Origin of the sequence: Streptomyces sp. NPDC058741, assembly GCF_042746715.1 — a bacterium.
Lineage (GTDB): Bacteria > Actinomycetota > Actinomycetes > Streptomycetales > Streptomycetaceae > Streptomyces.
The window spans coordinates 36,134-55,541 of the sequence record NZ_JBHYQH010000032.1 but is presented as its reverse complement, the minus strand read 5'-3'; the positions used below and the strand labels follow the sequence as shown (position 1 = coordinate 55,541).

Here is a 19,408-nt window from a genome sequence, read left to right as displayed (position 1 = left end):
CCTGAGAGAGGAGGCCGCGGGACGCACGGGCGTCCCGCGGCCTCTCGCGTCCGGCCGGGACGGTCTACGACCGCAGCGCCGGTCCCGCCGCCACCGTCGGGGCCTTCGCACCGGCTCTCCGGGCGGCGGCCCGCCCCCGGGGCCCGCGGGTGACGAACTGCCCCGCCACCGTCGCCCCGAGTGCCAGCGCCATGCCCAGCACCTGCACGGGTGTCAGCGCCTGCCCGAGCGCCGCCCAGCCGACGGCGGCCGCGGTCAGCGGGGAGAGCGGGCCGAGGAGGCTGACCTGGGTGGCGGTGAGACGGCCGAGGCCGCGGAACCACAGCCAGTACGCGACGGCCGTGTTCGCGAGCGCGAGATAGAGGTAGCCGCCCACCGCCCGGCCGTCCAGCGCCGGCGGGGCGCCCTCGGCCAGGAAGGCGAGCGGCGCGACGATCAGGCCGCCCGCGGTGAGCTGCCAGGCGGTGAGGGCGAGCGGGCCGAGGCCGGCGGGGCGGCCCCAGCGCTGGGTGAGGACCGTGCCGGCGGACATGGAGACCGTGGAGGCCAGGGCCGCCAGCAGCCCGAGCCCGTCCAGCGCCCCCGCCGCCCGCAGCACCACGAGGCTGACGCCGAACGCCGCCACGGCTCCGGTGAGCAGGGTGCGCCGCGACGGCCGCTGCCCGAGCAGCAGCGCCGACAGCCCCGCCACGAACAGCGGCCCGGCCGAGGCGACGACCGCGGCGAGACCGCCGGGCAGCCGGTAGGCCGAGAGGAACAGCAGCGGGAAGAAGGCGCCGATGTTGAGCGCGCCGAGCGCCGCCGCCTTCCCCCACCAGGCGCCCCGCGGCAGCACCCGGCCGATCGCGAGCAGCAGCAGCCCGGCGGGCAGGGCCCGTACCAGAGCGGTGAACAGGGGGCGGTCGGCCGGGAGGAACTCGGTGGTGACCGCGTAGGTCGTGCCCCAGCTGACGGGCGCGAGGGCGGTGAGGGCGATGACGGCGGTGCGGGAGGCGGCCATGACGGGCACCCTTCCAAGTAGGCCAGTTGAAAGTAGCTTAGCCTTAAGCAACTTTCAATCGGCCTACTTGATTCCCGTTTGCTTGCGGGTGAACGAGAGGGTGCGGATACTCGTGCCATGAGCGAACGCCCGGAGCAGCGGCAGGACCGGCGCAAGGACCCCGTCGACGCGATCATCGAGCAGTGGGCCCACGTCCGGCCCGATCTGGACACCACCGCCATGGAGGTCTTCGGCCGCATCAACCGGCTCTCGCACGCCATGGCGGAGCGGGCGACGAAGGCGTACGCGCCGTTCGGGATCTCGCGCGGGGAGTTCGACGTCCTGGCGACGCTGCGCCGCTCCGGGGAGCCCTACACGCTCTCGCCGCGGCAGCTGTCGGCCACCCTCATGCTCACCACGGGCGGGATGACGGGACGCCTGGACAAGCTGGAGCGGGCGGGACTGCTGCGCCGCTCACCCGATCCGCACGACCGGCGCGGGCTGCACGTCACGCTCACCGACCAGGGCCTCGCCCTGATCGACGAGGCGGTCGCGGCGGGGCTGACGGCGCAGACCGAGGCCCTGTCCACCCTGGACGGCGAACGGGCCCGCCTGCTGGCAGGCCTGCTGCGGGACCTGCTGGCCGGGACGGAACGGCCCTGACGACACCGAGGGCGCCGGCGCGCTGACCGCGCCGGCGCCCTCGGCGGGAAAGACCGGTCAGGCCTTGACCTCGCCCTTGGCGTCGGACTTGGTGGTGAGGTTGGAGCTGGTCGGGTCCTTCTTGGCGTGCGACTTGTCGCCGATCATCACCAGACCGGCGATGACCAGGTACAGCACGATCGGGGCCGCGACGAAGAGGCCCAGCGTCTCGATGACACTCAGGCCCGGGCCGGGGTCGTCACCGTCGTCGCGGGTCAGCGCGGAGGCGGGGGACGACATGAGCAGCATCATCAGCGTCGTACCGGCTGCCAGGGCGCCGGCGCGCAGGGCGTTCTTCTTGTCCACGGTGTCAACGTATCCAACGCCGCACGGGGCCGCGCGCCCGGGGTGCCGTAAGCGACCCCGGACTCAGGCGGCGCCGGCCCGGAGCACCTCCATGAGGGCGCGCAGCCGCGGCGAGGCCGCCAGCTCCTCCAGGGTGACGGGGCGGCCTTCCGCGTCCGCGATCGGCAGGCGCCAGTTCGGGTACTGGTCCCAGGTCCCCGGCAGGTTCTGGGGGCGGCGGTCGCCGACGCCGTCGGGGAGCCAGACGCCGACCATACGGGCGGGCGTGCGCAGCAGGAAGCGGTGGACGGCCTGGATCTGCGCCTCCTCCGAGGAGGTGTCGCCGCCCCCGCCGGTGCCGTCCAGCAGCCCGAGGGCGGACAGCAGCGAGAGCCACTCCCCCGTGTCGGCGGCGGCCTCGGCGCGCTCCTCCTGCAGCGGACGGGTCAGCAGGCCCAGGCTGTCGCGGAGTTCGACGTGCTCGCCGGTGAGGCGGGCGGCGGTGGAGGGCAGGTCGTGGGTGGTGGCGGTGGCCAGGCAGTCGGCGCGCCAGCTCTCGGGGGGCAGCGGGCGGCCGTCGCCCTCCCAGTCGCGTTCGAACCACAGCACGGACGTGCCGAGCACCCCGCGCTCGCGCAGCGCCTCGCGCACGCCCGGTTCGACGGTGCCGAGGTCCTCGCCGATGACGAGTGCCCCGGCCCGGGAGGCCTCCAGGACGAGCACGGCCAGCATGGCCTCGGCGTCGTAGCGGACGTAGGTGCCCTCCGTGGGCGGATGGCCCTGAGGGACCCACCACAGGCGGAACAGGCCCATGACGTGGTCGATGCGCAGGGCGCCGGCGTAGCGGAACAGCGCCCGCAGCAGCTCGCGGAAGGGGGCGTAGCCGGAGGCGGCGAGGCGGTCGGGGCGCCAGGGCGGCAGACCCCAGTCCTGGCCGCGGGCGTTGAAGGCGTCCGGCGGGGCGCCGACCGACATGCCGGAGGCGAAGTACTCCTGCTGGGCCCAGGCGTCGGCGCCGCCGGGGTGCACGCCGACCGCGAGGTCGTGGACGACGCCGACCGGCATGCCGGCCTCGCGCCCGGCGCGCTGGGCGGCGGTGAGCTGGGTGTCGGTGAGCCAGGCGAGCCGGGACCAGAAGTCGATCCGGTCCATCAGGCCGTTGCGGGCCCGGGCCGTCTCGGCGGAGCGGGGGTCGCGCAGCCCGGTGGGCCAGCGGTGCCAGTCCGAGCCGTGCACCTCGGCGAGGGCGCACCAGGTGGCGTGGTCCTCCAGGGCCTGGCCCTGCGCGGCGAGGAAGTCGCAGTAGGAGGCGCGCCGGCCGGGGCCGAGGGGGACGTCGCCGAGCAGCTCCAGCGCCTCGCGCTTGAGCTCCCACACGGCGTCGCGGTCGATCAGCGCGCCCTTGGCCAGCACGGCGTCGCGCAGCTGCCCGGCCCTCCGCGCCAGCGCGCGCAGGCGCTCGGGGTCCTCGACCTGGGCGGCTTCGGGGACGTCCTCGATCCGCAGGTGCACGGGGTCGGGGAAGCGGCGTGAGGAGGGGCGGTACGGGGAGGGGTCGGTGGGGGCGCCGGGCACGGCCGCGTGGAGCGGGTTGACCTGGATGAACCCGGCGCCGAGCGACCGCCCGGCCCAGCCGGCCAGCTCGGCGAGGTCGCCCAGGTCGCCCATGCCCCAGGAGCGGCCGGACAGCAGGGAGTACAGCTGGACGAGGAGTCCGAAGGAGCGGCCCGCAGGGGTGGGCAGGCGGTCCGGGGCGATGACCAGGTGGACGTGTGCGGTGCGGCCGTCCGGGGCGGTGGCGGTCAGCCGGTGGACGCCGGGCGGCAGCTGCCCGGCCGAGGCGCGGGTCTCGCCCTGCTCGGTGTCGATGAGCAGCCGGGTGCCCTCGGGGAGGGCGGCCAGGGCCGCCGGGGGGTTCGCGCCCCAGCCGACGACGGTGGGCGGCAGCAGCCGCTCGCCCAGGTCGTGCTCACGGGCGGCGAGCGCGGCGCGGACGGCGCCGGGCGTGCTCGCGTCCACACCGAGAGCGGCCAGGGCGAGGGTGACCGCGGTGGCCGAGGCCGCGACGGTGCGGTCCGGGGACGGGCTGTAGGAGGTGGACACGCCGTGCAGGGCGGCGAGGCGGGACAGGTCCTCGGAGGGCGGAACGGCCGGCCGCGGTGCGGTCATCTAGGGGCCCTTCTGGTGGGTCTGCGGGAGCGGAAGGACGGGAGTGACGGGAGTGCGGTACGGGTGAGCGTTCCGGACGTCGCGGCACCGCGCAGGTCCACCGGAACGGCTGCTACGACCTGAAGTCCGGGATGAAGGCGGAGGGCTCGCTGGTCAGGGGAGCGGAGTCGGCGAGCGGCGGCTCGCTGGTGAGGGGCTCGGCGTCGGGCAGCGGGGGCTCGCTGGTGAGCGGGGGCTCGGCGCAGGTGCTCTCGGCGCTGAAGACGCAGTAGTGGGGGTCGTCGTAGCGGGGATCGTCGTAGTGGGGGGCGAGGTCGGCGGACGTGTCCGCCACGGGTTTGGACGGGGCCGGGAGCGGGAGGAACGTCATCGCAGCCACGGGGGCCTCCTCGTCGGGTACGGCTTCAGGGGCTACGGCAGGCCTACCCAGTCGGCGCGAAGGCAGGCGCCCTGGACCGGACATCGTGGTCCTGCTCACATCCCCCTCCCCTCCGCCCCTTCCATATTCCGGCAAAAGGGGTCACGGCGGCCACTGTCATTGACACGTTCACCGGGCGGGTGGTGGGCTCGTCCCGCCGGTCGAACGCATTCGGAGGGGCCTGTGGGACTGCGGCACGGGAAGCGGGCGGCGGTTCTCGCGGTCGCCGTCGTCGCCGGAAGCCTCGCCGCGCCGCCCGCCGCGACGGCGGCGCCGGCCCCGCCCGGCACGACCGCGGCACCGGTTCCCGACCGGGCAGGCCCGGGTCTCTCCGTCTGGCCGCGCCCGCAGTCGCTGCGTCCGGGCGGCCCCCCGGTCACCGTCCCGGACGAGGTCGCCCTCGTCACCGACGCGCAGGCGGACGCCCACGCCGTGGAGACCCTGCGCGCGCTGCTGCGGCAGGCCGGTGCGCGGCGCCTCACGGACTCACCGCGGCCGGGCGCCCTGACCGTGCGCGCGCGGACCGAACCCGTGCGCCCCGGCGACCGGCACGCCCTGCCCTCCGGGGGCTACGAGCTGTCCGTCGGCCCGGGCGGCGTCTCCCTCGCGGGCACCGGTCCGGACGGCCTGTTCCACGCCGTGCAGACGCTCCGGCAGCTGACGCGCCCCGACGGCACGATCACGGCGGCCGTCGTGCGCGACTGGCCGGGCACCGCCGTACGCGGGATCACCGAGGGTTTCTACGGCACGCCGTGGACGCACCGCCAGCGGCTGGCGCAGCTCGACTTCATGGGGCGCACCAAGCAGAACCGCTACCAGTACGCGCCCGGCGACGACCTCTACCGGCAGGCCCGCTGGCGCGAGCCCTATCCGGCGGCGCAGCGGGCCCAGTTCCGGGAGCTGGCCGAGCGGGCGCGCCGCAACCACGTCACACCCGGCTGGTCGGTGGCGCCGGGCCAGGCCATGTGCTTCTCCTCCGACGCCGACGTGCGCGCGCTGAACCGGAAACTGGACGCGATGTGGGCGCTGGGTTTCCGCGCCTTCCAGCTGCAGTTCCAGGACGTCAGCTACAGCGAGTGGCACTGCGAGGAGGACGCCGGGCGTTTCGGCTCCGGTCCCGAGGCGGCCGCGCGGGCGCAGGCGCGGGTGGCCGACGCGGTGGCCCGGCACCTGGCGGACCGGCATCCCGGCGCGGCCCGGCTGTCGCTGATGCCGACGGAGTACTACGAGGACGGCACGACCGACTACCGGCGGGCCCTGGCGCGCACCCTGGCCGCGGACGTCGAGGTGGCGTGGACCGGCGTCGGGGTGGTGCCGCGCACCATCACGGGCCGTGAACTGGCCGAGGCGCGCGAGGCGTTCGCGCATCCGCTGGTCACGATGGACAACTACCCGGTCAACGACTACGACCCCGGCCGCCTCTTCCTCGGCCCCTACCGGGGCCGGGAGCCGGCCGTCGCGACCGGCTCGGCCGCCCTGCTCGCCAACGCGATGCAGCAGCCGGAGGCCTCCCGCGTCCCGCTGTTCACCGCCGCCGACTACGCCTGGAACCCGCGCGCCTACCGGCCCGGGGAGTCCTGGCGCGCCGCGATCGCCGACCTCGCGGGCGGGGACCGGCGCCGCGAGGAGGCAGTCGCCGCGCTCGCCGGGAACGGCGCCTCATCCGTCCTGGACGACGAGGAGTCGGCGTACCTGCGCCCGCTGACCGAGGCGTACTGGCGATCGCGTGGGGCCGACGGCGCCGAGGCCGGCGAGGACGCCGCGCGGCGGCTGCGGCGGGCCTTCACCGTGCTGCGCGAGCTGCCCCGGCGGCTGTCGGGCACCGGCCTCGGCACCGAGGTCGCGCCCTGGTCCGAGCAGCTGGCGCGCTACGGCGAGGCGGGCACGGCCGCGCTCGACATGCTGGACGCGCAGAGCGGCGGGGACGCGGCGGCGGCCTGGGCGGCGTACCGCGCGCTGGGCTCGCTGCGGTCCCGTCTCGCGTCCTCCCCGGCCGAGGTCGGCACCGATGTCCTGGACCCGTTCCTGCAGCGTGCGCAGAAGGCGTACGCGTCCTGGTCGGGCATCGCCCACGAGCCTCCGCGCAACCCCGGGGACGGCCGCAGCCTGCGCTTCGGGCGCCCCCGCTCCGTCACGGCCGTGACGGTCCTGACGGACCCGGGCACGCAGGGCGCCGTGGAGGTGCACGTGCCGGGACGGGGCTGGCGGGAGGCGGGCCGCCTGGACGCGTCGGGGGCGACCGAGGCCGGCCTGCGGGCAGAGGACCGGCGGGAGACCGGGGCGGGCGCGCGCGGGCGGCCGGACCGGCGGGACGGCCCGGCGGGGGCGCCGGCCGGGCAGCTCGTGGACGCGGTGCGCGTCACCGGTCCCTCGTCCGCCCGCGTGCGTCATCTCGTCCCCTGGTTCACCGACGCCCCGGCCACCTCCCTGGAGCTGGACCGGGACCGCGCGGACATGGAGACCGGGCGTACCGAGCGGCTGACGGCCCGGCTGGGCTCGCTGCGGCCCGCCGACGCCCGGGGCGGACTGACCGCCGAGGCGCCGGAGGGCGTGCGCGTCCGGGTGCCGAAGGGCGCGCTGACCGTGCCGCGCGGTACGACCGTCGAGGTGCCGGTCGAGGTGACCGTGGAGGACGGCGCGCCGATGCGCTCCTACGACGTCCGGCTGCGGTTCGGGGGCGCGGCCCGCACCCTCACGGTCCGGGCTTTCCCGCCCGCCGGCGGCCCGGATCTGGCCCGCACCGGCACGGCCCGCTCCTCGGGCGACGAGACGCCGGACTTCCCGGCGTCGGCGGCGAACGACGGCGACCCGGCCACCCGCTGGTCCTCGCCCGTCGAGGACGGCGCCTGGTGGCAGGTCGAACTGCCCCGCCCGGCCCGGCTCGGCCGGGTCGTGCTCCACTGGCAGGACGCCCATCCCTCGGTGTACCGCGTCCAGGTCTCGCCGGACGGCCGCCGCTGGCGCACGGCCGCCGCGGTCCGGGACGGCCGGGGCGGCCGGGAGAGCGTCCGCATGGACGAGCGGGGCGTGCGCTTCGTCCGGGTCCAGGGCGAGAAGCGGGCGACGCGGTTCGGGTACTCGCTGTGGTCGGCGGAGGCGTACGCGGTCACGGACTGAAGCGGAGGGCCCCGCCCGATCGGCGGGCCGGCGCAACTCCGCCAGGAGCCACTATTCACTCAGTACATGTACTCAGTGCATAATGATCGTCATGAGCACCCGCCACATCCTGCTGGGCCTGCTCGCCACGGGTCCGAGCCACGGCTACGACCTCAAGCGGCGCCACGACGAACGCTTCCCGCGGGCCCGTCCGCTGGCCTACGGGCAGGTCTACACGACCCTGCAACGCCTGGTCCGGGACGGCCTCGCCGAGATCGAGGGAACGGACTCGGACGGCGGGCCGGAACGGACGACGTACCGCACGACGGACGAGGGGACGCGGGAGCTGTCCCGCTGGGCGGGGCAGATCGCGCCGCCCGCGCCCTTCGTGGCGAACGAGATCTTCGCCAAGGTCGTGGTCGCCATCCTCTCCGGCGGCGACCCGGCCGCGTACCTGAGCGCGCAGCGCGCCGCCCACATGGAGCGGATGCGCGAACTCACGGCCCTGAAGGCCGACCCGGGCGCCGACCTGGCCACCGTGCTCTCGGCGGACTACGCCCTCAACCACCTCGACGCCGACCTCCGCTGGATGAACACCACGGCGGCCCGGCTCACCCCCCTGACCGCGGAGGTCGACCGAGCATGAGTGAACCCGTGCCGCTGCTCACGGCGAGCGGCCTGACCAAGACGCACGGCAGGACGCCCGCCCTGCGCGGCGCCTCCCTCCAGCTGGCCGCGGGCGAGATCCTCGCCGTGACCGGCCCCAGTGGCAGCGGCAAGTCCACGCTGCTGCACTGCCTGGCCGGGATCGTCCACCCCGACCAGGGCGCGGTGACGTACGACGGCCGGCGCCTGGAGGAGCTGCCCGAGAAGCGGCTGAGCGAGCTGCGTCGCACGGAGTTCGGCGTGGTGTTCCAGTTCGGGCAGCTCGTCCCCGAGCTGACGGCCCTGGACAACGTCGCCCTGCCCCTGCTGCTGGCCGGCACCGACCGCGCCCGGGCACGCGCCCGGGCGGGCGCGTGGCTGGAGCGGTTCGGGGTGCGGGGGCAGGGGGAGCTGCGGCCGGGCGGGATGAGCGGGGGCCAGGCCCAGCGCGTCGCCCTGGCCCGGGCGCTGGTGACGGGCCCGCGGGTCGTCTTCGCCGACGAACCGACGGGGGCCCTGGACTCGCTGTCCGGCGAGCAGGTCATGACGGCCCTGGTCCGCACGGCGCGCGCGACGGGGGCGTCGGTTCTGCTGGTCACGCACGACGCACAGGTGGCCGCCTACGCGGACCGGGAAGTGCAGCTGCGGGACGGCGCGCAGCTGCCGCTGGGGGTGACGGCATGAGATCCCTGCTGTCCGATCTGCGGCTGGCCTGGGAGCTGACCTGGGGTTCCGACCGCGGCGAGTGGTGGCGGGTGGCGCTCACGGCGGCGGGAGCCGCGCTCGCGACCGGGTTCGCCCTGGCCGCCGCCGTGCTCGCCTCGCTGCACGGCAGCGTCGCGGTGTCCGTCGGAGCGGGGCTGCTGGACCAGCCCGGCACCCGTTCCGGCGTGATCGCCGGCCTGCTGCTCCTGCTGGTTCCGGTCCTCGGGTTCCTCGGGCAGTGCGCCCGGATCGGCGCCGTGCACCGCGACCGGCGGCTGGCCGCGCTGCGGCTGGCCGGGGCGAAGCCCTGGCAGGTGCGGCGGATCGCCGCGCTGGAGACGGGCCTGGCCTGCCTGCTGGGCTCGGCGGCGGCCACCGTCCTCGCGGTGCTGCTCCTGGTGCGTCTGTGGTCGCACCCCACCGCGCCCGCCTGGACGGCGCTCGCCCTCGTCGCAGTGGCCGTGCCGCTGCTGGGCTCGGCGGCGGGCGCGCTGGCGCTGCGCCGGGTGGTGGCCTCGCCGCTCGGCCTGGTGCGCCGGACCGGGCCGCGCTCCGGGCGGGGCCCGGGACTGCTGTTCCTCGCCGGGTTGCTCCTCGGGGGGCTGCCGGCGCTGCTGGCCGCGTTCGCCCCGTCCGCCGACGGGCCGGGCCGGCCGGGCGGGGGCCTGCCGCTGACGTTGCCGGGCGTGGTCCTCGCGGTCGGTGCGGGCACGGTGTGGCTCTCCGGGGCCGCGGCGAAGGCGGCCGGGCTGATCCTCGCGGGCCGGGCCCGCTCGGCGGCGACCCTGATCGCGGCGGAGCGGCTGCGCGACGACCCCTGGGCCGCCGCCCGCACGCATGCGGCGGTCCTGCTGGTGACGCTCGCCGGGACCGGCTTCCTGGGGATCAGGCAGGTGCTCCTCGGCCTGGTGCGCGAGGAGGGGCGCTCCACCGGGCGCGTGGCCTACTACGCCATCGGGCTCGACCTCACCGGCGCCGCCGTGGCGGTCGCCCTCGCGATCACCCTGTGCGGCCTGGCCGTCGGTACCGGCGAGTCCCTGGCCACCCGCCGCCGGGGCCTGGCCGCGCACGCCGCCGCCGGGGTGCCGCGCCCGGTGCTCGGGCGCGCCCTGCTGCTGGAGACAGCGCTGCCGCTGGCCCCCGCCGTGCTGCTCGCGGGCCTGGGCGGGCAGGCCGTCGGCATCTGGTACGCCGTGCTCTGCGGCCGGCCGCTGCCCTGGGTGCCGCTCCTGGTGCCCGTCGCGGTGTACGCCGCCTGCCTGCTGGCCGCCGCCACCTCACTGCCCCTGCTGCGCCGCTCGGTGCGCCCCGGGGAGCTGCGGTACGCCTGAGGGAACGCGCCGGCCCGGCCCCGGGGGAACGGGGGTCCCCCGGGGCCGGGCCGGTGCCGCGCGCGTGCCGGCAGACACGAAGGCCCGGATCGTCGTCAGGCGGAAATGCCGTCGATCCGGGCCAGGGCGTCGTCCGCGCCGTACGGCTGCAAGTACGGCAGCCAGCGCGGGTCCCTATGGCCGGTCCCGATGATGCGCCAGGCGAGGCCGGTGGGCGGGGCGGGCTTGTGGCGCAGCCGCCAGCCCAGCTCGATCAGGTGACGGTCGGCCTTGACGTGGTTGCAGCGGCGGCAGGACGCCACCACGTTGTCCCAGACGTGCTGCCCCCCGCGGCTGCGCGGGATGACGTGGTCGACGCTGGTTGCGACGCCACCGCAGTACATGCACCGGCCCCCGTCACGGGCGAACAGCGCCCGGCGGGTGAGAGGAACGGGCCCCCGGTAGGGAACCCGCACGAATCGCTTGAGCCGGACCACGCTGGGTGCGGGGACGGTGACGGTCGCGCTGTGCAGATAGGCGCCGGACTCCTCGAGGCAGACGGCCTTGTTCTCGAGGACGAGGACGAGCGCGCGGCGGAGCGGTACGACACCTAGCGGCTCGTACGACGCGTTGAGGACCAGGACATGCGGCACGGATGCCTCCTTGTACGCCGGCGGCGCGTGGCTCGCGCCGGGACGATCCGTAGTCAGTCTCTCCTCAGGCCTGGTGGAAGCGCCACCATGTCCCCGTAACGGGCTGGGAGTGTTTTCGACCACATGTGCATCATCCCCAGGGTCATGGCCTGTTCACGCCCAGGTGAGGCCCGTCTCTCCTTCGCACATTCTGCGCGAGCACCCACAATGCCCCGTTAGTGTGGTGGTTCTGCCCCCTCGGTGACCCAACCGTGACCTTGATCCGCGGACCACCGCACCGGGGCAGACCGCTGCACCTGGAGGTTCCCGCCGTGTCCCTGTCCGCCGTCCTGCTCGCCGCGGGCCCGTCACCGTCGCCGATCCCCACGCAGACGCAGACACCGAGAGTGCCCTCGCTCCAGGACGCCCAGGAGAGCGCGACGAACGCCGCCGGCTGGGTCGAGCAGAACTGGTCGACGTGGCTCGCGATCGGCCTCCGGGTCCTGCTCATCGTGGTGATCGCCGTGGTGCTGCGGGGCGTGGTGCGCCGGGCGATCACCAAGCTGATCGACCGCATGAACCGCGGCGGCCAGAGCGTGGACGGCTCCGGCATCGGCGGGCTGCTGGTCAACGTCGAGCGCCGCCGCCAGCGCTCGCAGGCGATCGGCTCGGTGCTGCGCTCGGTGGCGTCCTTCCTCATCATCGGCACGGCCGCGCTGATGGTCCTGGGCACCTTCCAGATCAACCTCGCGCCGCTGCTGGCCTCGGCCGGTGTCGCCGGTGTCGCGATCGGTTTCGGCGCGCGCAACCTCGTGACGGACTTCCTGTCCGGCGTCTTCATGATCCTGGAGGACCAGTACGGAGTCGGCGACACCATCGACGCGGGCGTCGCCTCCGGCGAGGTCATCGAGGTGGGCCTGCGCGTGACGAAGCTGCGCGGCGACGGCGGCGAGATCTGGTACGTCCGCAACGGCGAGGTCAAGCGCATCGGCAACCTCTCCCAGGGCTGGGCCACCGCCAACGTGGAGGTCACGGTCCACGCCTCCGAGGACCTGGACAAGGTCAAGGCCACCCTGGACGAGGTCGCGCGGAAGATGACCGCCGAGGAGCCCTGGAACGAGCTGCTGTGGGGCCCGGTCGAGGTCCTGGGGCTCGACAGCGTGCTGCTGGACTCCATGGTCGTGCGCGTCACGGCGAAGACCATGCCCGGCAAGTCGCTGACGGTGGAGCGCGAACTGCGCTGGCGCATCAAGCGGGCCTTCGACGCGGCGGACATCCGGATCGTCGGCGGTGCGACGGCACCGGCGGAGGAGACACCGGCCGACCCGACCGCGGGGATGGCGGCCCCGTCGGCGTACGCGAGCACGTCGTCGCCCCAGTCGTTGCAGGCCTCCCCGCTCGCCCCGACGAGCACCACGAAGTAGCGCCTCCCGGAGGGCGGCACCCGGCGGATCCGGGCGCCGCCCTCTCCGCATGTGCCATCCCGGCGCGGCCCCACCTGCGCCTTCCCCGCCGCCTGCTCGACACGCTGGGCGTGGTCCCGTCGTACCACCTGCGCTGCCACCACACGCACGACGACGTGGTCCGGGAACTCGAGGACGGACACCCCCCGGCGCGGCCCCGCCCCCACTCAGAGCCGGCAGGCGCGACGCGCACCCCCACCGAACCGGCCACAGGCCCCCGCAGGCACCCACTCCACAACGACCCACCCGACAGCCCCCGCGCACCCGCACCGAAACCGCCGCAGGCGTCACCACCCGCACCCCCACCCCCCACGGGAACCGATCCGTTCCCCCGAACGTGTACCTGGACAGGGGTGGTGCTCCACGCTGCGATCCGATCAAGATCGTGGCAAGGCCGGTGCGGATGCCGGTCCCGGCAGCGATACTTGCGGCGACGGATGGCCATGGGGGAGGTCACGGTGACGAAGACGCCGAAGAGCAGCACACCACCGGCGCACTCCGCCCTACCCGTCCTGCCGCCCGTACCGGCCCAGGCGGCACCCCCGCCGAAGCACCCCGCGAGCACGCCGACACCCGTGGCCCCCAGGGCACTCCAGGCCCCTCAGTCCCCCCGCCGCACCGCCTTCGCCGAGGGCCTCGACCAGCTCCGCACCGCCGCCACCACCGAGCCGGGCCGCCTCCGGATCATCGGTGCGCTCCTCGCCGCCCTCGTCCTCGCCTTCGGCGCCGTCGCCGCCTGGCAGATGACCGGCCGCGCGGCCGCCGCGGACGACGTCCTCACCAGCAGCCAGCCCCTCAGCTCCGACGCGGCGGACATCTACCGCTCCCTCGCGGACGCCAACACCGCGGCCTCCAGCGGCTTCCTCGCCGGCGCACAGGAGCCGGCGGCGACCCGCGACCGCTACGAGAAGGACATCCGCACGGCGGCCGACAAGCTGGTCAACGCCGCCGCCAACGCCGACCCGGACTCCCCGTCGACGGCCACGATCGCCGAACTCAACCGGCTCCTCCCCGAGTACAAGGGCCTGATCGAGCGCGCCCGCACCTACAACCGCCAGGGCTTCCCCGTCGGCGGCGCCTACCTCCGCTACGCCAACGAGAAGATGCAGACGCGGATGCTCCCGGCCGCGGAGGACCTCTACACGAAGGAGAACCAGCGCCTCCGTGCGGACTACGCGGACGCCCGCCCCTACCCCTGGGCCGCCATCGCGCTCGGCGTCCTCACCCTGGCCGCCCTCGCCTGGGCCCAGCACCGCACCTACCGGCGCACGCACCGGGTCCTGAACCACGGCCTGGTCGCCGCCACGGCCGCGGCGGCCGTGGTCCTGCTCTGGCTCGTGGTGGGCCACAGCGCCGCCCGCGCGGGCCTGAACGACTCCTACGACCACGGCGTCCGCTCCCTGAACGTGCTGCACGACGCCCGCATCGCCTCCCTCAAGGCAAGAGGAAACGAGAACCTCACCCTGGTGGCCCGGGGCGCCGAGACGAAGAACGTCGGCGACACGACGTACGACGCCTACGACTACGACTTCGGCAGGGACATCGAGGCCCTGGGCCGGCACCTGGCGGTGGCCGGGGCGCTCGCCGACGACGCGGCGGGCGAGAAGCCGGTCACGACCGCCGTGGGCAACATGAAGGAGTGGCGGAAGCGCCACGCCGCAGCCCGCGAGAAGGACGAGAACGGCGACTACCAGCGGGCGCTGGACCTGGTGATCGGCAGCCGGAACGCCACGGGCGAGTGCTTCGACAGCGTCGACGCGAACCTGCGCACGGCACTCGCCCACGAGGAGACCGAGTTCCAGCGCGCGGCGGGAGACGGCCGGGACGCCCTGACGGGCCTCCCGGCGGGCGCGACGGGCCTGGCGGTCCTGGGCGCCGCGGGCGCGCTCCTCGGTATCGGCCGCAGGCTCTCGGAGTACCGGTGAACGGGGCACGGGCGGAAGGAGGCAGGACGATGCGCGGCAGTGCGCTCAGGGGCTGGGGCGGCGTGACCGCGATGGCGGTCGTCTGCGCCCTGGTGGCGGTCGTCGCGCTCTGTCTCCCGCGCACCGCGGTGACCGGCGCCGACCGGTCCGGCGCGCGGGCGGGCCAGACCACCCGGACGGTGACCGCGGCGGCGGAGGACTGCGAGGACCCCGAGAAGCAGACCCTCGCCCCCTCGTCCGCCGACGGGGCCACCATCGGGGCGATCAAGAACCGCGAGGGCGAGAAGCGCAGACTCGTCGTCGGCGTCGACCAGAACAGCTACCGCTGGGGCTACCGCGATCCCAACAGCGGCAGGACCGCGGAGCTGGAAGGTTTCGACATCGACCTGGTCCACCGCATCGCGAAGGACATCCTGGGCGACCCGGACGCGGTGCAGTTCAAGGCGATCCCCACCGACCAGCGCATCACGGCGATCCAGGACGGCCGCGTGGACATGGTCGTCCGCACGATGACGATCAACTGCGGGCGGATCGCGGACGTCGCCTTCTCCGCGCCGTACTTCAGGACGGGCCAGCAGGTCCTCGCCCCGCGCGGCAGCCCCGTCCGGGGCTACGACGAGTCGCTCGCGCACCGCAGGATCTGCACGGCCGCGGGCTCCACGGCGTACTCCGCGCTGGAGGCGGACAAGAAGGCCGGCGCGCTCCCGGAGTCCACCGACATCTCCACGACCGTCCCGAACCAACTCGACTGCCTGGTCAGGCTCCAGCTCGGCGAGGTCGACGCGGTCGTCACGGACGGCGCGCTCGCGGCGAGCCAGGCGGCCCAGGATCCGACGGTCGAGCTCAAGGGCGACCCCTTCACTGCCGAGTACTACGGCGTGGCGATGAGGAAGGACGCCGACGATCTGGTACGCCGGGTCAACCGGATCCTGGTGGACTACCGCAGGGACACCACGAACGGCTGGCAGGCGTCGTACGAGAAATGGTTGTCGGCGACACTGGGCAAGGATGCGAAGAAGTCGGAACCTCCGGCACCGGAGTACCTCCGCACCAGCTGAGGGCACGCAACCCGACGTGGACCAGGCCCCCGACCGTCACAACCGCAGCGAGAGGTGATCGATGGGCGACACGGGACCCACCGGGCCGGTGATGGACCGGGACGAGGTGGACCGTGCGCTCGCGCGGCTCGGCGCGGAGCACGAGGCGATCGAGACCTCGCTCCTCGCCCTGCAGGACCACGCGGGCCGCAGACTCCTGGAGGGAGCCGAGCTCACCGGCGTCACCCGGGAGCGCTGGACGTCCACGGAGGCGTCGATCACGCTGCTGTGGACGTGCTTCGACGCGTACACGGACGCGTTGCGCGCCGCCCGTGAGATCCGCTCCCGCCGCCGCTGGTCCAGCCGCGAGGACCTGACGGAGCTGACGGAGCTGCTGAACGGCGAGTCGGTCACGCTCGCGGGCAGCGCCGCGGCGACGGCCAACGCGCCCACCCTGCACGGCGGTCCGACCAAGCTGAGCGAGCGCTACTCGCTCGTCGCCCTCGTCGACCGGATGAACGAGTTGTACGCGACGAGCCTGGACATGGTGGTCGCCGCCGACGCGGTCTGGTCGGCGCTGCCGGCCCGCATCGACCTGCTGGCGGCCGAGCTGCAGCGCACCCGCCGCCTCGCGCACTCGGTCGGCGTGCGGCCCGGCGAGCACCCGGCGGGTGACGACCTGGAGCGCATCACGCGCACGCTGACGAAGCTGCGCGAGCAGGTCGTCTCGGACCCGCTGGCGTTCTGGTCGGCCGCGGAGGGCAGTTCGGCCCCGGGCGGCGGCAGACCGGACACGACGGTGTACGACCGTGAGGCCCGCGCCCTGGAGGACGTGCGCCGCGAGATCGACGCGGTGCTGACGGTGCGTCAGGACGCCGAGAAGCGGATCGTGCACCTGCGGGACGTCCTCAGCCGCGCCGACCGCACGCTCGCCGAGGCCCGCACCGCCCGGGGCGAGGTCCTGGCGAAGATCGCGGCGACGGAGGTGCCGGTCGTCAGCGGTCCGCCGACGGCGTTGCAGGAGCAGCTGGCGGCGGCCGCGGAGTACCGCAGGCAGGCGCAGTGGCACCGGCTGTCGCCGCTGCTGGAGTCGCTGGAGGAGAAGGCGGAGGACGAACTGCTGCGGGCGCGCGAGTCGTTGACCGCCGTCACCGCGCCCCTGGCGGTCCGGGCCGAGCTGCGCGGGCGGCTCGACGCGTACAAGGCGAAGGTGGCCCGGCACGGCTTCGCCGAGGACGCGCTGCTGGTGGAGCGCTACGAGAGGGCGCGCCGCATGCTGTGGAGCGCCCCCTGCGACCTGCGCGCCGCCGAACAGGCGGTGCTGCGCTACCAGCAGGCGGCGGCGGAAGTGCTCGGCGCCCCCCGGGTACCGGACCAGGGCGGGCCCGCGGACGACCGGAGGGGGCAGGGCGCATGAGACAGGAGGAGTCCATGAGCCGGGGGCCGCAGGAAGCCCGGCACGGCACCCGCGCCTGCCAGCGGCCCACCTGCGAGGGCAGCTACGAGGACGTGGGCGGCGGCGAGCTGTACTGCGACACCTGCGGCCTCGCTCCGGTCGTCGCGCCCGGCGGCATGGTCGGCTCCCCGCCGACCGGTGTCACCGCGGGGAGCCGGGGCGGCTCGCACGGGTCGGCCGGCAGCGACGGTCCCGGTTCCGGCAGCCGCAGCGCAAGTACGCCGTCGCACTCGTCGCAGTCGTCGAAGTCGCGCCGCTCGGTGTCGGGGCGGCTGTCGCGGTCCCCGTCGGCCCGGTCGACGGGCCACTCGGTGTCGGTGCGCAGCTCCGGTTCCGCGGCGGGTTCGTCCTCCCGGGGACGGCTGGGCGCCGGGCTGGTCCAGGTGCCGCCGATCCCGCGCCCCGACCCGCGCGCGATGGTGCTGGACCGCCCGGAGGTGCCCGAGCGCAAGCGGTTCTGCTCGCGCTCGGACTGCGGGGCGCCGGTGGGCCGGGCGCGCGGCGACCGGCCGGGGCGCACGGAGGGCTTCTGCACCAAGTGCGGCCACCCGTACTCGTTCGTGCCGAAGCTGAGGGCCGGCGACGTGGTGCACGGCCAGTACGAGGTGGCCGGCTGCCTCGCGCACGGCGGGCTGGGGTGGATCTACCTGGCCGTCGACCGGGCCGTCTCGGACCGCTGGGTGGTGCTCAAGGGCCTGCTGGACACGGGCGACCAGGACGCGATGGCCGCGGCGATCTCCGAGCGGCGTTTCCTCGCGGAGATCGAGCACGCCAACATCGTGCGGATCTACAACTTCGTGGAGCACCTGGACCAGCGCACCGGCTCCCTCGACGGCTACATCGTCATGGAGTACGTCGGCGGCAAGTCCCTGAAGGAGATCGCCAACGCCCGCCGCACCCCGCAGGGCCGGCGCGACCCGCTGCCGGTGGAGCAGGCCTGCGCGTACGGCATCGAGGCGCTGGAGGCCCTCGGGCATCTGCACAGCCGGAACCTGCTCTACTGCGACTTCAAGGTCGACAACGCGATCCAGACCGAGGACCAGCTGAAGCTGATCGACATGGGCGCGGTGCGCCGGATGGACGACGAGGAGTCGGCCATCTACGGCACGGTCGGCTACCAGGCGCCCGAGGTGGCCGACACCGGCCCGTCGGTGGCGAGCGACCTGTACACCGTCGCCCGCACCCTGGCGGTGCTGAGCTTCGACTTCCAGGGCTACACGAACGTCTACGCCGACTCCCTGCCCGACCCGGACCACATCGAGGTCTTCCGGCAGTACGAGTCGTTCTACCGCCTCCTGGTGCGTGCGACGGATCCCGACCCGGCCCGCCGGTTCGCCTCCGCACAGGAGATGACCGAGCAGCTGACGGGCGTCCTGCGCGAGGTCGTCTCGCTGCAGACGGGCCGTGCCAGGCCGGCCCTGTCCACGCTGTTCGGACCCGAACTGCGCCTCACGGAGACGGAGTTGTTCCCGAAGCTGGACGGGGAGGTGTCCCGGCTGGGGGCGCGGGTGGTGCGCGGCCGGCGCCGCCCCGGCAGCGCCGCCGTCCCGGCCCCAGCGGGCCCCGCGGGGACCGGCCAGCCGGGCAGCACGGCCGCGCCGGGACCCGGCGGCGCGCAGCGCCCCGGGGCCACCGGCGGCCTGGTCAGGCCCGTCGACACCGCGGCCGCCGCGCTCGCCCTGCCGGTCCCCCGGGTCGACCCGACCGACCGCAACGCCGGTTTCCTGGCCGGTCTGATGACCTCGGCGCCCGCCGAGCTGCTCGGCGCGCTCGCCGCCGCCCCGGCCCCCTCGACCGAGACGCGGCTGCGGCAGGTCCGGGCGCGGCTGCAGACGGGTGAGCCGGGCGCCGCGCTGGAGGCCCTGGCCGCGCTAAAGGGCGAACGGCCCGACGACTGGCGCGTGGTCTGGTACCGGGGGCTGGCCTCGCTGGTGACGGGCGACGACGAGGGCGCGGCCCTGGCCTTCGACGCGGTCTACGACGCCTTCCCGGGCGAGATCGCGCCCAAGCTGGCGCTGGGCCTGTGCGCGGAGGTGCTGGGCCAGCTGGACAACGCCGCCGAGTACTACCGGCTGGTGTGGTCGACCGACCCGAGCCATGTGAGCGCCGCCTTCGGGCTGGCCCGTGTGCAGCTGGCGACCGGGGACCGGCACGGCGCCGTACGGACGCTGGAGTCCGTGCCGGAGTCCTCCATCCACTACACGGCGGCGCGGGTGGCGGCCGTACGGGCGCGGCTGCGCCGGCGCACGCCGACGGCGTCCGACGTACCGTTCCTGCAGGACCTGTCGGCCGCCGCGGCGCAGGTGGAGGCGCTGGAGGCGTACGGCCTGGATCCGGCGCGGCGCGAGCAGTTGTCCGCCGAAGTCCTCGGCTGCGCCCTGGACTGGGTACTCTCCGGGGGCCAGGGTTCCGCTCCTCCCGCCGCAGGAGGACGGACGCTGCTCGGCAGCGGCCTGGACGAGCGGGGTCTGCGTTTCGGACTGGAACGCTCGTACCGCACGCTGGCCCGGCTGGCGCGCGGCGGCGAGGAGAGGATCGACCTGGTGGAACGTGCCAATCGTTACCGCCCCCGGACGTGGGTGTAGT

Annotated in this window: 15 protein-coding genes; 10 read left to right on the top strand and 5 right to left on the bottom strand. The window is 75.0% G+C overall.

The genetic code is table 11. The features are described 5' to 3' along the window. Positions 1–64 precede the first annotated feature (64 nt). Entirely contained in the window at positions 65–1,000 is a 936-nt protein-coding gene (locus ACFW6P_RS23355; RefSeq protein ID WP_386358048.1) for an EamA family transporter, read from the bottom strand. A gap of 117 nt (positions 1,001–1,117) precedes the next feature. Here ACFW6P_RS23355 and ACFW6P_RS23350 point away from each other — a divergent pair, with 117 nt between their 5' ends. After that, positions 1,118–1,642, top strand: a complete 525-nt coding sequence (locus ACFW6P_RS23350) for a MarR family winged helix-turn-helix transcriptional regulator (protein ID WP_386358050.1) — start codon at positions 1,118–1,120, stop codon at positions 1,640–1,642. A 57-nt stretch (positions 1,643–1,699) separates the two neighbouring features. Here ACFW6P_RS23350 and ACFW6P_RS23345 read toward each other — a convergent pair whose 3' ends face one another. From ACFW6P_RS23345 to ACFW6P_RS23335, 3 genes are all read right to left on the bottom strand, one after another. After that, positions 1,700–1,987: a hypothetical protein gene (locus tag ACFW6P_RS23345; RefSeq protein WP_386358052.1), complete on the bottom strand. Its 288-nt coding sequence runs from the start codon at positions 1,985–1,987 to the stop codon at positions 1,700–1,702. Between the two features lie 63 nt (positions 1,988–2,050). Next, positions 2,051–4,135 (bottom strand): 4-alpha-glucanotransferase, encoded by a 2,085-nt coding sequence (gene malQ / locus ACFW6P_RS23340; protein ID WP_386424601.1) that lies wholly within the window; start codon positions 4,133–4,135, stop codon positions 2,051–2,053. 112 nt (positions 4,136–4,247) lie between these two features. After that, entirely contained in the window at positions 4,248–4,514 is a 267-nt protein-coding gene (locus tag ACFW6P_RS23335) for a hypothetical protein (protein WP_386358056.1), read from the bottom strand. 228 nt (positions 4,515–4,742) lie between these two features. On the opposite strand from ACFW6P_RS23335, the gene ACFW6P_RS23330 reads away from it, so the two are divergent. The 4 genes from ACFW6P_RS23330 to ACFW6P_RS23315 all read left to right on the top strand — a co-directional run bounded on the left by ACFW6P_RS23330 (position 4,743) and on the right by ACFW6P_RS23315 (position 10,330). Continuing rightward, a complete protein-coding gene (locus ACFW6P_RS23330) occupies positions 4,743–7,670 on the top strand; it encodes a beta-N-acetylglucosaminidase domain-containing protein (protein ID WP_386358112.1) in 2,928 nt (975 codons plus the stop codon). Positions 7,671–7,761: 91 nt separating this feature from the next. After that, positions 7,762–8,295, top strand: a complete 534-nt coding sequence (locus ACFW6P_RS23325) for a PadR family transcriptional regulator (RefSeq protein WP_386358057.1) — start codon at positions 7,762–7,764, stop codon at positions 8,293–8,295. Further along, the gene (locus ACFW6P_RS23320) at positions 8,292–8,978 is read left to right on the top strand and encodes an ABC transporter ATP-binding protein (protein WP_386358058.1); all 687 of its coding nucleotides are present in this window, start codon (positions 8,292–8,294) and stop codon (positions 8,976–8,978) included. Before ACFW6P_RS23325 ends, ACFW6P_RS23320 begins: the two co-directional genes overlap by 4 nt. Beyond that, positions 8,975–10,330 carry an FtsX-like permease family protein gene (locus ACFW6P_RS23315; protein WP_386424598.1) on the top strand — a complete coding sequence of 452 codons (1,356 nt, stop codon included), beginning with the start codon at positions 8,975–8,977 and terminating at the stop codon, positions 10,328–10,330. Before ACFW6P_RS23320 ends, ACFW6P_RS23315 begins: the two co-directional genes overlap by 4 nt. 95 nt (positions 10,331–10,425) lie before the next feature. Here the strand turns inward: ACFW6P_RS23315 and ACFW6P_RS23310 are convergent, their stop codons facing one another. Then, positions 10,426–10,962 carry an HNH endonuclease gene (locus tag ACFW6P_RS23310; RefSeq protein ID WP_386358062.1) on the bottom strand — a complete coding sequence of 179 codons (537 nt, stop codon included), beginning with the start codon at positions 10,960–10,962 and terminating at the stop codon, positions 10,426–10,428. 311 nt (positions 10,963–11,273) lie between these two features. On the opposite strand from ACFW6P_RS23310, the gene ACFW6P_RS23305 reads away from it, so the two are divergent. The 5 genes from ACFW6P_RS23305 (at position 11,274) to ACFW6P_RS23285 (ending at position 19,407) form a co-directional block, all read left to right on the top strand. Beyond that, on the top strand, positions 11,274–12,365 hold the full coding sequence (locus ACFW6P_RS23305; RefSeq protein ID WP_386424595.1) for a mechanosensitive ion channel family protein: 1,092 nt from the start codon (positions 11,274–11,276) through the stop codon (positions 12,363–12,365). Positions 12,366–12,847: 482 nt separating this feature from the next. Continuing rightward, positions 12,848–14,329 (top strand): hypothetical protein, encoded by a 1,482-nt coding sequence (locus ACFW6P_RS23300; RefSeq protein ID WP_386424592.1) that lies wholly within the window; start codon positions 12,848–12,850, stop codon positions 14,327–14,329. Positions 14,330–14,358: 29 nt separating this feature from the next. Then, on the top strand, positions 14,359–15,387 hold the full coding sequence (locus ACFW6P_RS23295; RefSeq protein ID WP_386358067.1) for a glutamate ABC transporter substrate-binding protein: 1,029 nt from the start codon (positions 14,359–14,361) through the stop codon (positions 15,385–15,387). A gap of 61 nt (positions 15,388–15,448) precedes the next feature. After that, on the top strand, positions 15,449–16,783 hold the full coding sequence (locus ACFW6P_RS23290) for a hypothetical protein (protein ID WP_386358069.1): 1,335 nt from the start codon (positions 15,449–15,451) through the stop codon (positions 16,781–16,783). Then, complete coding sequence (locus ACFW6P_RS23285) at positions 16,780–19,407, top strand: tetratricopeptide repeat protein (protein WP_386424590.1); 2,628 nt, start codon at positions 16,780–16,782, stop codon at positions 19,405–19,407. The genes ACFW6P_RS23290 and ACFW6P_RS23285 overlap by 4 nt, the downstream gene beginning before the upstream one ends. The last annotated feature ends 1 nt before the right edge of the window (position 19,408 follow it).